Source organism: Arthrobacter sp. 10T44, assembly GCF_056393885.1.
In genome coordinates, this window is the sequence record NZ_JBFTGT010000004.1 from 230,171 (window position 1) to 242,643 (window position 12,473).

A 12,473-nucleotide genomic window follows, 5' to 3' on the forward strand; every position below is an offset into this window, starting at 1 on the left:
GAGAGGCGCTTGGTGCTTACTTGTCGAGCTTGGGCTGCTCAACCGACGGAACAGCCGGCACGGCCTTGACAGCCGGGGCGCCCTTGGCGGCGGGAACGGCCGGGGTGGCGACGGTTACGCCGGCGTGGGCCTTGGCCTCGGCAGCGCCCTTGGCATTGGCGGCACCGTCGACGGCAACGCCGTCCTTATCGGCGGACACGGAGCCCTCAGCGGCACCCTCGGTACCCTCGACGTCGGCGTCGCCCTTGGCGGACCCGTCAGCGTTCGGGGTAGCCGGAACGGCCGGAACGGCCGGGGTGGCGGGTGCGTCGGGCAGTTCCGTGGTAGCCGGAACGGCCGGAACAGCGGGGGTGGCGGGCGTAGCGTGGTTCACTTCAGCCTGCTGGGTGCTGGACGTCTGGGCCGCGTTGGCCAGGCCGATTCCGGAGAAACCTCCGACCGCGAGAATCGCGGCGCCGACAGCAATCTTGGTGGTCTTGCTAACACTCTTCATGAAAAACGTACATCCTTTGGTTGGTTGAAGGCTGGCCGGCGCCTGATGGGGGCAGGCGCCAGCCGGCACTCACGGTCGAAGTCCTGTCGGCACCTGATGGGGCAGGTGCCCGTCGGATCTCTCTCGAAGTCCCCGGCGCCTGATGGGGGCAGGCGCCGGTCGGATCTTCAGCTACAAGGCCGGCCGGACCTGGTGGGGGGACCAGGGCTCCGGGCGGCGCTTACAAAGGAGTAATCGCTGGGGCACACCGAAAGGTTACGCATCGATGAGAATTTCTTTTTTGTTTTTTGGGCGGCCCCCGTGACGGTCCCGAACTGCGGCTTTAACGACGACGGCGGCGGGTCACCATTGCAGGTGACCCGCCGCCGCCGTCGTGCGCCGGTTGCTGAAGCGTCAGTCGTTGATGAGGTCGTTGACCACGATCGTCTGGTCGCGGTCCGGGCCGACGCCGATCGCGGAGAACCGGGTGCCGGAGAGTTTTTCCAGGGCCAGCACGTAGTTCCGGGCGTTCTCCGGCAGGTCGTCCAGGGTGCGGGCGCCGGTGATGTCCTCGGTCCAGCCCTCGAAGTACTCGAAAATCGGCTTGGCGTGGTGGAACTCGGTCTGGGTCATCGGCATTTCGTCGTGGCGGACGCCGTCGACGTCGTAGGCCACGCAAACGGGGATCTGCTCGATGCCGGTGAGCACGTCCAGTTTGGTCACGAAGTAGTCCGTGAAGCCGTTCACTCGGGAGGCGTGGCGCGCCAGGACGGCGTCGTACCAGCCGCAACGGCGCGGACGGCCGGTGTTAACGCCGAACTCGCCGCCGGTCTTCTGCAGGTACAGGCCCATCTCATCGAACAGCTCCGTGGGGAACGGTCCGGCGCCGACACGGGTGGTGTAGGCCTTGATGATGCCGATGGAGCGCGAGATCCGGGTGGGGCCGATGCCCGAGCCCACGGAGGCTCCGCCCGCGGTGGGGTTCGAGGAGGTCACGAACGGGTAGGTGCCGTGGTCGACGTCGAGGAACGTGGCCTGGCCGCCCTCCATGAGGACCACTTTGCCCTCGTCCAGGGCCTTGTTCAGCACGAAGGTGCTGTCGATGACCAGCGGGCGCAGGCGTTCGGCGAAGGACAGGAAGTAGTCCACGATCTCGTCCACCTCGATGTCCCGGCGGTTGTAGACCTTGACCAGCAGTTCGTTCTTCTGCCGCAGCGAGCCTTCGACCTTCTGCCGCAGGATGGAGGCGTCGAACACATCCTGGACTCGGATGCCGAGGCGGGCCACCTTGTCCATGTAGGCGGGGCCGATGCCGCGGCCGGTGGTGCCGATGGCGCGGCTGCCGAGGAACCGTTCGGTGACCTTGTCCAGCACCTGGTGGTAGGGCGCCACGAGGTGGGCGTTGGCGGAGACGCGCAGCTTGGAGGTGTCCGCGCCGCGGGCTTCGAGGCCATCGATCTCCTGGAACAGGGCTTCAAGGTTCACCACGCAACCGTTGCCGATCACCGGGACTGCGTTCGGGCTCAGGATGCCGGCAGGAAGGAGCTTCAGCTCATACTTCTCACCGCCCACGACGACGGTGTGCCCGGCGTTGTTGCCGCCGTTGGGCTTCACGACGTAGTCGACACGGCCGCCGAGCAGGTCGGTGGCCTTACCTTTGCCTTCGTCGCCCCATTGGGCTCCGACGATCACGATTGCTGGCATGGGATCCTCCCCCATTCGTTCGGGCCGGACTGTGTGTGATCCACCAGGTGGTCACCGCAGCTCAGCACCGTTCATGAGAATGCCCCGGATCTACCGCTGTGCTCTTACCATCAACGCCAGAGTCCGGGGCTCTTACCACCCAAGTTTAGCCGAAATCGGTGGCCGGCACCGTTTTTGCTCCCCGCGTGGACACTGCGACACATAGCGGGCACGACTTGCGGCAAAGGCGTGGGTGGAATTAAGTGAGAGTGACCATCCCGAGCGGCCGAGGGACCTGGACCGTTGACGCCGCAGCAACCCTGCCGGACTCAGCCTGCCTCCGTGGCCGGCCTGCCAGCGAGGGTGCTACCGCCAGGACCGATGGAAGGAACCGCGCCATGTCCCAGAACACCGACCACATCCGCGTCACCCACGCCGGCTCATTGCCCCGGACGCCGGAGCTCATCGCCGCGAACGAGGCCAAGGAAGCCGACGGCGTCACCCCCGAGTTCCTGGATCTGCTGGAGACCTCGGTGGTGGACGTCGTGCAGCGCCAGAAGGATCTGGGCGTCGACATCCCCAACGACGGCGAGTACGGCCACACGATGTCCAGCACGGTGGACTACGGCGCCTGGTGGAACTACTCCTTCTCCCGGCTCGGCGGACTGGAACCCACCGAGGTGGACCGCTGGGCCGACGCCAAGGTCCACCGTTCCTCGCCGGGCCACATCGTCCTCACCTCGTTCCCGGACCGCCGTGACCGGCAAAAGTTCAACGACGCGTACAACGACCCCTCCTCCGGGATCCTGGCCCACCGCAAGGCCGTCACACAGCCAAAAATCGCCGGGCCGCTGACGTACACCGGCCAGGCGCTCGTGGCCTCGGACATCACCAACCTCAAGACCGGCCTGGCCGCGGCCGGCCTCACCGAGGGGTTCGTCGCCTCCCTCTCCCCCGGTTCCTGCGCCCGCGTCGCCAACGAGTATTACCAGAGCGATGAGGAACTCCTCTACGCCTGCGCCGATGCCATGCGCGAGGAATACAAGGCCATCATCGACGCCGGCCTGACCGTCCAGCTCGACGACCCCTCCCTGGCCGAGAGCTGGGACCAGATCAACCCCGAGCCGAGCCTCGAGGACTACCTGAAGTTCATCCAGCTCCGGGTCGAAGCCACCAACTGGGCGCTGCGCGACCTCCCGCAGGACCAGATCCGGCTGCACGTGTGCTGGGGATCCTGGCACGGACCGCACACGACGGACATCCCCTTCGCGGACATCATCGGCTCCGTCCTGCAGATCAACGCCGGCGCCTACTCCTTCGAGGCGGCCAACGTGCGGCACGAGCACGAATGGCGGGTCTGGGAGGACACCAAGCTTCCCGAGGGAAAGTCGATCATCCCCGGCGTCGTCTCCCACGCCACCAACGTCGTGGAGCACCCGGACCTGGTGGCGGACCGGATCGTGCGCTTCGCGGACCTGGTGGGCCGCGAAAACGTGATTGCGTCCACGGACTGCGGCCTCGGCGGCCGCGTCCATCCACAGATCGCCTATGCCAAGCTCGAAGCGCTCGGGGAAGGCGCACGGCGGGCCAGCAAGCGGCTCTGGTAGCCGGACCGGGCCGGCCGGCCGCTGCCGGCCCGGGCAACTCGCCGGACATTTCGCGGGGCTTGATAGACTGGTAGAGACCGAACAGGAATCGGTCCACACCACATTTTCAAACCACTCCGGCCTCCGCGCGCCCTGTCTTTGGCGTGCCCGCAGCCGGTCTGGCAGCTTTACCAATCCGCAGGAGACCCAGCAATACATGACAGCCCTGGCCACTGAAAATTTCCGCGAACAGCTCCTGAGCCGCCGTTACGAAGCTAACGTCGCGCCGGTCAACGAACTGTGCGACGCACTGCAGACCGCCAAAGCTGGCACCACGGTCCCCTACGTGGATCCCGCCCACGACATCGACGAGTGCCGCATCATCAGCCTGTACTCCAACATCGGCACGGCGGATCCGTCCGGCTTCATCACCGCCGGGGACGAGGAAGCTGCCACCCGCATGCTCGGCATCCAGTGGAAGCTGGGCCTGCGCCCGGAGTTCGTCATGCCGTGGAACGTCCACCCGTGGCACGTGGGCGAGGAGCCGAACGGCAAGTTCACCCCGGACCAGATCTCGGCCGGCCTCAAGCCGTTGCTGAAGTTCCTCGCCCTGGTGCCGCGCGCGTCCGTCATTGTGGCGCACGGAACCGAAGCCAACCGCCTGGCCAACCTGCTGCTCAAGACCGAGGTGCCGATGATCTGGCGCCGCGGCCTGAAGACGTACAAGGTCCGCTCGCTTAGCGGCCGCGCGTTCGCCGGCACCCCGGCCCGCCAGGAGCAGTACCTCGAGGACATGCGCGTCGCCTACGCCGACGCCATGGCCCGCACCGGACTGGCCAAGGCCAGCTGACCCACCCGCGTTAACGACGGCGGGCGCCCACCGAAAGGTGCGCGCCCGCCGTCGTCGTTTAAACCCCAACGCGGGGTCACTTACAGCCCATCCGCGCTGGCGGAATGGGCCGTAAGTGACCCCGCGTTGCGTTAAGTCGCGGTGCCTGTCAGCCCTCGGCTTCGATGGCTGCCTTGGCGGTGGGGTCGGAGTCCTTGAGGAACTTCTCGATCCGCTCGGGCTCCTCGGCCTCGCCGATCGCCGCGGACGCGCGGCCCAGCGAGTACAGGGCGCGCAGGAAGCCGCGGTTCGGTTCGTGCTCCCACGGGATCGGGCCCACGCCGCGCCAGCCGTTGCGGCGCAGCGAGTCCAGGCCGCGGTGGTAGCCGACCCGGGCGTAGGCGTAGGAATCGATGGTCCGGCCTTCCTTCCACGCTTCCTCGGCCAGCACGGCCCAGAGCAGCGAGGACGTCGGGTGCTTCTCCACCAGATCCAGCGCCTCCTGGCCCGCATCCAGCCCCGCGTTGACCTCAGTCTCGGCAGGCAGCAGCGTGGGCTCGGGGCCCATCAGGTTCTTGCGGAACTCGTCCGACATGACTAGAACGTCTTGCCGGTGGAGCCGAGCTGCTGGGCGGCCTCGACCACGCGGGCGGCCAGGCCGGCTTCGGCGGACGCGCCCCAGACACGGGGGTCGTACAGCTTCTTGTTGCCGACCTCGCCGTCGACCTTCAGGACGCCGTCGTAGTTGCGGAACATGTGGTCCACCACCGGGCGGGTGTAGGCGTACTGGGTGTCGGTGTCGATGTTCATCTTGATCACGCCGTAGGAGACGGCGTCCGCGATCTCCTGCTCGGAGGAGCCGGAGCCGCCGTGGAAGACGAGGTCGAACGGGTTGGCCTTGCCGATCTTCGCGCCGACCTGCTCCTGGATGTCCTTGAGGATTTCCGGACGCAGCTTGACGCCGCCCGGCTTGTACACGCCGTGCACGTTGCCGAAGGTCAGGGCCGTGATGTAGCGGCCGTTCTCGCCGGAGCCGAGGGCGTCGATGGTCGCGAGGGCGTCCTCGACCGTGGTGTAGAGCTTGTCGTTGATGGCGTTCTCGACGCCGTCTTCCTCGCCGCCGACGGTGCCGATCTCGACCTCGAGGATCATCTTGGCCGCGGCGGTGCGCGCGAGCAGTTCACGCGCGATCCGGAGGTTCTCCTGCAGGGTTTCGGCCGAGCCGTCCCACATGTGCGAGTTGAAGAGCGGGTTGCGGCCGGCCTTGACCTCGGCCTCGGAGGCGGCGAGCAGCGGCAGGACGAAGCCGTCCAGCTTGTCCTTGGGGCAGTGGTCCGTGTGCAGGGCGATGTTGACGCCGTAGTTTTTGGCCACTTCGCGGGCGAACGCGGCGAAGCCCAGGGAACCGGCCACCATGTCCTTGGTGGAGGCGCCGGACCAGTAGGCGGCGCCGCCGGTGGAGACCTGGACGATGCCGTCGGACTCGGCCTCGGCGAAGCCGCGCAGGGCGGCGTTCAGGGTCTGGGAGGAAGTGACGTTGACGGCCGGGAACGCGAAGCCGCCCGTCTTGGCGCGGTCGATCATCTCGGAGTAGATCTCTGGGGTTGCAATGGGCATGCTGACTCCTAAAGTGAATTTCGTCTGCGGGCTGGGTTGACCCTGGAGTGAACCTCGTCGGCTACGAACCATCCTAGCCATTCCTGCGCACGGCAGTGTCTCCGGTCACGCGGGGGCTGTAACACTCGCTCCCGCGCCTTGCGTCGCCTCCCGCCGAGATGGCACCACGCGGCAGTGTGGCCGCCCAACATCGCCGCGAACTGTCATTTCGCGGGCCAGCCCCGGCTCTCCAGCGCCGCCCGGACCTTGCGGACGACGGCGGGGCGGTCACCGGCAAGATCGAAACGGGAAACCCGGAGCTCCAGCCAGCCGGACCTCGTGGTGGTGTCGGCCCGGCGGATGTCCTTCAGGTACTGTTCCTCCCCGTTGTGGTGCGCCCCGTCGTACTGCAGCGCGAGCCTCCACTGCGGGTACGCCGCGTCGGGCCAGAGCACGGGGGCCGTGTCCCCACCCCACATCGGCTCGCCCCACACCACGTGATTCAGCACCGGCTCGGGCAGGCCCGCGCGCACCAGGGCGAGGCGCATGTGCGTTTCCGGCGCCGAGTCGGCGCCCACCCGGATGAGTTCGGCGGCGGTCCTCGCCTTGCGCACGCCGCGGACTCCCGGGTGCCGGGCCGCCATCTCCCTCAGGTCCGCGACGCTGCACAATGCCCGGCGGGGAAACGGATGTCCCTGACCGTGTTCGCAGACGAGGGAATCGCCCACGGCCACGAGTTCCTCCGGCCCCAGAACCGCGGCCAGGTCCAGCCACGTCCGGGCCGGCGAGGTGAGCCGGACGCCGTCGAGCTCCACCACTTCGTCCGGCAGCAGCGTCAGAAGATGCCCGACGACGTTTGCCCGCCGCGGCATGCTGGAGCCGCGGCGGCGGGCAAGGTGGATGCGCCAGTCTTCGCCCTGCCAGGGCGGCAGCGGTGCTTCCCAGAGGCGGGCCGCCGAGCCGAGCGCGAGGATGGAATCGTCATCAAGGTCGGTATAGGCGCGCAGGGCGGCCGCTCCGGCGGCCGCCGAGTCCGTCGGGACCCGAATGCCGCGGGACACGGTCACCAGATCCCGCGCCGCGGTCCGCGTGCGGGTGACGCCGGCCTTGTCCGCGGCACGGAGTGAGAAGGATCCGGTGGTCAGATGGAACGGAAGCGGTGCCCGGCGCATGGGCCCAGTCTTGCCGCTTCGGGCACTGTCCGATGCGGTTATCCACAGCCCTTTGCCGCAATCCGCGCCGAGGTGGCATTTCACGGCAGTGTTGGGCGCAGACACTGCCGTCAAGTGCCATTTCGCGGGGCGCCGCTACCCCGGGAGCTGGTTGAAGACGTGCCGGCGGATCCAGGCGTGCATCGCGATCGCGGCCGCGGAGGCGGCGTTGATCGAGCGGGTGGAACCGAACTGCTCGATCGACAGCGTCGCGACGGCGGCCTCGTGGACCTCCGGCGTCAGGCCCGGGCCTTCCTGGCCGAATACCAGCACGCAGTCCCGGGGCAGCTCGTAGGTTTCCAGCGGGACGGAATCGGGGAAGATGTCGATCCCGATCACGGCCAGCCCCTCCCCGTGCGCCCAGGCGACAAAGTCCTCCACGGTGGCGTGGTGGCGGACGTGCTGGTAGCGGTCGGTGACCATCGCCCCGCGGCGGTTCCACCGGCGTCGTCCGATGATGTGGACTTCCTTGGCCAGGAACGCGTTGGCGGTGCGGACGACGGTGCCGATGTTCATGTCGTGCTGCCAGTTTTCAATCGCGATGTGGAAGTTGTGGCGCCGGGAATCCAGCTCGGCGACAATCGCCTCGTGCTTCCAGTAGCGGTACTTGTCCACCACGTTGCGGCGGTCGCCGTCCGCGAGCAGGTCAGGGTCCCAGTGTTCGCCCTCCGGCCACTGCCCCTGCCAGGGGCCGACGCCGACCTCCGCCTTGGGCTCCGCCTCGCCGTCCGGAACGGCCGCGCTGCCGGCAGTGGGTTCGCTGGGAGTCTCGGGTTCAGTCACGACTCAACATTAGACTGGGACCTGTTGCGGCACACTATCGGCGGAGGGCACCATGGCGGACCAGTATGAAGACCAAGGGACAGACCAGCGTTCAGACTCCGATGACGTGCGGTCCACGTCCTCGGTGTACCGCAGCGGCCAGGAGATCGAGTGCTGGCTGACGGACATGGACGGCGTGCTGGTCCACGAGAACCAGCCGATCCCGGGCGCCTCGGAACTGATCCAGCGCTGGGTGGACACGTCCAAGCGGTTCCTGGTCCTGACCAACAATTCCATCTTCACCCCCCGGGACCTCGCGGCGAGGCTGAAGAGTTCCGGCCTGGAAATCCCGGAGGAGAACATCTGGACCTCGGCCCTGGCCACGGCGCAGTTCCTCAAGGACCAGGTACGCGGCTCCGAGTCCGGCAACCGCGCCTACACGATCGGCGAGGCCGGGCTGACGACGGCGCTGCATGAGGCCGGCTTCATCCTCACCGACCAGGACCCCGACTTTGTGGTGCTCGGCGAAACCCGGACCTACTCCTTTGAAGCCATCACCATGGCCATCCGCCTGATCCTCGGCGGCGCCCGCTTCATCGCGACCAACCCCGACGCCACCGGGCCTTCCAAGGACGGACCGATGCCGGCCACCGGTGCGATCGCCGCGCTCATCACCAAGGCAACCGGCCGCGAACCCTACATTGTGGGCAAGCCGAACCCGATGATGTTCCGTTCGGCGATGAACCAGATCGACGCGCACTCGGAGACCACCGCCATGATCGGGGACCGGATGGACACGGACATCATCGCCGGCATGGAGGCGGGGCTGCACACGGTGCTGGTGCTCAGCGGCATCACGCACAAGGACGACATTGCGGCCTACCCGTTCCGGCCCAACCAGATCCTGAACTCGGTCGCGGACCTGAAGAACCAGATCTGAACGGACTAGTCCGAGGGGTCCGCCCTCGGCCTAGAAGGCGGTCTTCTTGCCGCCGCCGGACGGCAGCGGCAGGAACTCGTCCTGGAGCTCCTCGATGAGCGGCCGGTAGACCGAGGGGTTCCACTGCGGGCTGGCATGCGCCGGCCGCGCCCCGTCCGTCCGCAATGAATCCGAGACCATGTTCGCCTTGAACCGCAGCATCCAGGTGTCCCGCGCCGTCTCGTAGCTCACGGTCTGGTCCCCGGGGTTGCCGATGAATGCCATCTTCGCGTCCCCCAGCTTGCCGACGAAGCGGTTCAGGTCGAAGTGGTAGATGTAGGCCGATTCGGTCTGGATCAGCACGCTGGACGGGGCAATCGGCGAGAGCTGTTCCAGGGTCTGGTCCAGCACCTGGCCCCAGCTGCGTTCATGCTTGTTCAGCATGCGTTCGCCGAGCTCGTAGCCGCCGCGCAGCACGGTGGGGAACCGGAACCCGCTCTCGTACAGGAACACCACCCCCTCGAACCAGCTCTGGTCCAGGACGTCATACCGGCTGGAAGGGCTGGAGTCGAGCAGGATGAACGCCACCTTGACGCCATGCAGTTCCAGCAACCGGGCGGCGACCTGCACCGAGACCATGCCGCCGAAACTGTGGCCGTAGAAGTAGATGGTGTCGAGCTGGTGGGCGCGGATGTGCTCGATGACCGCGATCACGATCTTGTCGATGTCCAGGCCAAGGTTGGAATAGCCGACGGCGGCCAATTGACCCCGCTTGGTCAGCGCGCCGCGCAGCGAGTTCAGGATCCACTGCGCCTCTTCCCAGCTGGTCTTGTAGCCGGGGAAAAGGAACCAGCTGGCGTGGGGGAAATACAGTTCCGCGACGTCGTCGGGCACCGGGAGGATCTTGTTCACCCGCCGCTCGGCCTGCACCCGGCGGGTGAACAGCATGTCCCCGGCCAGGACCGAGGCGGCACCCGCGCCGATCAGGAAGTTCCGCCGCGAAAACCGTTCGAGTTCAGCGGCATGCCGGAGTACGCGGGCCTCGGCGTCCCGGGGTTCGCGCCCGTCGTTCGCTTCCGTCTCATGCGGCACACCTCTACCGTAGCCACTGCGACGGTGCAGCAGAAACGGAGGGTGAAACAGCGATCCGCGACGCGGTTCCGGCCCGGCGACGCGCAATATTCCTGGCGCGCCGGAAATCCCGCGTCGAGCGGACTTTTCCGCGTCCCGGAGGACTATCCGCGTCGCGGAACGGAGGGATCGTCCTAGGCCGGTTCGGGCGCGCGGCCGACTTCGCGCCGGGCGAGCTCCAGGCTGATGTCTTCGTACCTGGCCAGGAGCTCCGAGGGCGCACCGTTCCGCGGATCATCCAGCTTGCCGAAGACACAGTCGCTGGCGGCCAGCAGCTCATCGTCGGAGTAGCGGGCCAGCGGTCGGGTCCCGGACGGGTTGATGGAGGCCACGAAGTCCGCGGAGAGGTCCAGGGGCTGGAACACCTTTCCGAAGTCGTCGCCGAACATCTGTAGTTCAAGCGAAACCCCGGCAGCAACAGGCATGGCCCCGGCAACGTCGAACTGGCCGGTTCCTCCGTCAATGGCGTTGAGGTCGTTGCGCAGGCCGGCGAGGGCGGCCGATTCCACGAAGTCGGCGTGCGCGAGATCGACGCGGATGTGTGAACTGACGCCCATGCGTCGGATGCGCTGGATCAGCTGCATCAGGGCGGGGCGGGAATCCTGGCTGAGGCTGCCCCGGACATCGATCCGGATGACGTCTGCGGCGACATCGAGCTTCACCTGGGCATTGAGAGATTGGTCCATAGGTACTCCAAAGAAAGTGTCTATGGCCGACGGCTCAACCTCAATCAGCGTAACGGCGGGACGGGGCGGGCACAAGTCCCCGGATCAGCCGGCTAGTCAGCCGGCGGCCTGCCGTCCCGGCTCCTGGAAGTGCGTCCGCGTCGCCGAACCGCCAACGGACTCCACCAGCGAGGTGGCAATGTCGCGCAGTTTCACGTTGCCGTGGCTCGACGCGTCGGTGAGGATCTGGACCGCCGTTTCCTGGCTGCAGCGGTTCTGCGCCATCACGATGCCGATCGCCATATCGATGACCGTGCGGGATTCGAGCGTGGCCCGCAGGTTCGTGGCACTGTCCGTGTGCAGGGAAAAGCGCACGGCCATGCGCAGCGCCTGGGAGATCTGCCGGGTGAAGTCACGCGCCCGGTCTGCGACGTCGCCGTCGAACTTGTGCGGTGCGTCCGAATACAGGTTCAGCGCGGCCTGGGCTTCGCCCTGCAGGTGGAACGGCACCGAAAGCACCGAGCGCAGCCCGTGCGAGGCGACGGCGGTGGCGTAATCGGGGCCCCAGCGGTCTTCCTCGAAAAGGTCCGGGACGTAGACCTCGCGCTCTTCCTGCGCCGCCGTCAGGCAGGGACCCTGCGCCAGCCGGTACTGGATCTCGTCCACTTCCCGGGCGGATTCGCTGCTCCAGCCGATGGTCGCAGCCTTCCGGTCCCGCAGCAGGGTGATCCCGCACAGCGCGTCGTCGCCCTTGCCTGCCACCTGGTGCGCGGAAAAACGCGCGAGTTCGTTGAGAAACTCTTCGAAGTCAGTGCTGTCGAGGATGAGGTTCTGGACCTGGTCGACGGTGCTGACGGTTGCAGGGTATTCCTGGGGCGGGAGCATAGCGCGTTTCTCCAACTACGGGTACAGAGGTACCGATGGGGGTATTTAAGAAATGATAAGTCACCCCCAAAGCACCGTCCATACGTGTCCGCCGCCGGTGAAACCCTAGCTCAGGCCCAGTTCGTCCTTGCCGAAAGCGAACAGGTAGGGGACGCCGGCTTCGGCTTCGATCTTTTCCTTGGCGCCGGTGTCGCGGTCCACGATCACGGCGACGGCCACGACGTTGCCGCCGGCCTTGCGCACGCCCTCGACGGCGGTCAGCGCGGAGCCGCCCGTCGTGGAGGTGTCCTCGAGGACCAGGACCTTGCGGCCCTCAACCGAGGGCCCCTCGACCTGGCGGCCCATGCCGTAGGACTTCTGGGCCTTGCGGACCACGAAGGCGTCCACCGGGCGGCCGGCGTCGACGGCGGCATGCATGACGGCGGTGCCCACCGGGTCCGCCCCCATCGTCAGCCCGCCGGCGCACTCAAAGTCGATCCCGGCGTCGTCCAGCAGGGACAACATGACCTGGCCGACGAGCTTGGACGCCTCGTGGTGCAGGGTGATGCGGCGCAGGTCGATGTAGTAGTCGGCCTCGGCGCCGCTGGAGAGGATGACCTTGCCGCGCACGACGGCCAGCTCCTTGATCAGTTCCAGGAGGCGGGCACGGGCGGCAGCGGCGTCGGCCGCAAAGTCACTGGTGGCAGTCATGGGACCCAGTTTAGTGGCAGGCGCCGGCCCGGATCCCCGTCCGG

13 protein-coding genes are annotated in these 12,473 nt (G+C 67.3%); 3 read left to right on the plus strand and 10 right to left on the minus strand.

What is annotated here, in order from left to right:
* Positions 1-16 precede the first annotated feature (16 nt).
* Complete coding sequence (locus AC1DBL_RS09010) at positions 17-493, minus strand: hypothetical protein (RefSeq protein ID WP_441417919.1); 477 nt, start codon at positions 491-493, stop codon at positions 17-19.
* 393 nt (positions 494-886) lie between these two features.
* Positions 887-2,176: an adenylosuccinate synthase gene (locus AC1DBL_RS09015; protein WP_441417920.1), complete on the minus strand. Its 1,290-nt coding sequence runs from the start codon at positions 2,174-2,176 to the stop codon at positions 887-889.
* A gap of 377 nt (positions 2,177-2,553) precedes the next feature.
* Here AC1DBL_RS09015 and AC1DBL_RS09020 point away from each other — a divergent pair, with 377 nt between their 5' ends.
* Both AC1DBL_RS09020 and AC1DBL_RS09025 read left to right on the plus strand, forming a co-directional pair.
* Entirely contained in the window at positions 2,554-3,762 is a 1,209-nt protein-coding gene (locus tag AC1DBL_RS09020; RefSeq protein WP_441417921.1) for a cobalamin-independent methionine synthase II family protein, read from the plus strand.
* Between the two features lie 196 nt (positions 3,763-3,958).
* Positions 3,959-4,591 carry a uracil-DNA glycosylase family protein gene (locus AC1DBL_RS09025; RefSeq protein ID WP_441417922.1) on the plus strand — a complete coding sequence of 211 codons (633 nt, stop codon included), beginning with the start codon at positions 3,959-3,961 and terminating at the stop codon, positions 4,589-4,591.
* Positions 4,592-4,739: 148 nt separating this feature from the next.
* Here the strand turns inward: AC1DBL_RS09025 and AC1DBL_RS09030 are convergent, their stop codons facing one another.
* The 4 genes from AC1DBL_RS09030 to AC1DBL_RS09045 all read right to left on the minus strand — a co-directional run bounded on the left by AC1DBL_RS09030 (position 4,740) and on the right by AC1DBL_RS09045 (position 8,160).
* Positions 4,740-5,165, minus strand: a complete 426-nt coding sequence (locus AC1DBL_RS09030) for a DUF3151 domain-containing protein (protein ID WP_476917830.1) — start codon at positions 5,163-5,165, stop codon at positions 4,740-4,742.
* A gap of 2 nt (positions 5,166-5,167) precedes the next feature.
* Positions 5,168-6,187 (minus strand): class II fructose-bisphosphate aldolase, encoded by a 1,020-nt coding sequence (gene fbaA, locus AC1DBL_RS09035; RefSeq protein WP_175322196.1) that lies wholly within the window; start codon positions 6,185-6,187, stop codon positions 5,168-5,170.
* A 203-nt stretch (positions 6,188-6,390) separates the two neighbouring features.
* On the minus strand, positions 6,391-7,338 hold the full coding sequence (locus AC1DBL_RS09040) for a hypothetical protein (protein WP_476925968.1): 948 nt from the start codon (positions 7,336-7,338) through the stop codon (positions 6,391-6,393).
* Positions 7,339-7,473: 135 nt separating this feature from the next.
* On the minus strand, positions 7,474-8,160 hold the full coding sequence (locus AC1DBL_RS09045) for a TrmH family RNA methyltransferase (protein WP_476917832.1): 687 nt from the start codon (positions 8,158-8,160) through the stop codon (positions 7,474-7,476).
* A gap of 52 nt (positions 8,161-8,212) precedes the next feature.
* Between AC1DBL_RS09045 and AC1DBL_RS09050 the strand changes: the two genes are divergently transcribed.
* The gene (locus AC1DBL_RS09050; protein WP_441417926.1) at positions 8,213-9,079 is read left to right on the plus strand and encodes an HAD-IIA family hydrolase; all 867 of its coding nucleotides are present in this window, start codon (positions 8,213-8,215) and stop codon (positions 9,077-9,079) included.
* A 30-nt stretch (positions 9,080-9,109) separates the two neighbouring features.
* Here the strand turns inward: AC1DBL_RS09050 and AC1DBL_RS09055 are convergent, their stop codons facing one another.
* The 4 genes from AC1DBL_RS09055 to pyrE form a co-directional block, all read right to left on the minus strand.
* The gene (locus AC1DBL_RS09055; RefSeq protein WP_476925969.1) at positions 9,110-10,150 is read right to left on the minus strand and encodes a thioesterase domain-containing protein; all 1,041 of its coding nucleotides are present in this window, start codon (positions 10,148-10,150) and stop codon (positions 9,110-9,112) included.
* 173 nt (positions 10,151-10,323) lie between these two features.
* Positions 10,324-10,875 carry a hypothetical protein gene (locus AC1DBL_RS09060; RefSeq protein WP_476925970.1) on the minus strand — a complete coding sequence of 184 codons (552 nt, stop codon included), beginning with the start codon at positions 10,873-10,875 and terminating at the stop codon, positions 10,324-10,326.
* Positions 10,876-10,971: 96 nt separating this feature from the next.
* Positions 10,972-11,739, minus strand: coding sequence for a GAF and ANTAR domain-containing protein (locus AC1DBL_RS09065; protein ID WP_476892892.1), 768 nt, complete (start codon positions 11,737-11,739; stop codon positions 10,972-10,974).
* A gap of 105 nt (positions 11,740-11,844) precedes the next feature.
* A complete protein-coding gene (gene pyrE, locus AC1DBL_RS09070) occupies positions 11,845-12,429 on the minus strand; it encodes an orotate phosphoribosyltransferase (protein WP_175322180.1) in 585 nt (194 codons plus the stop codon).
* Positions 12,430-12,473 lie beyond the last annotated feature (44 nt).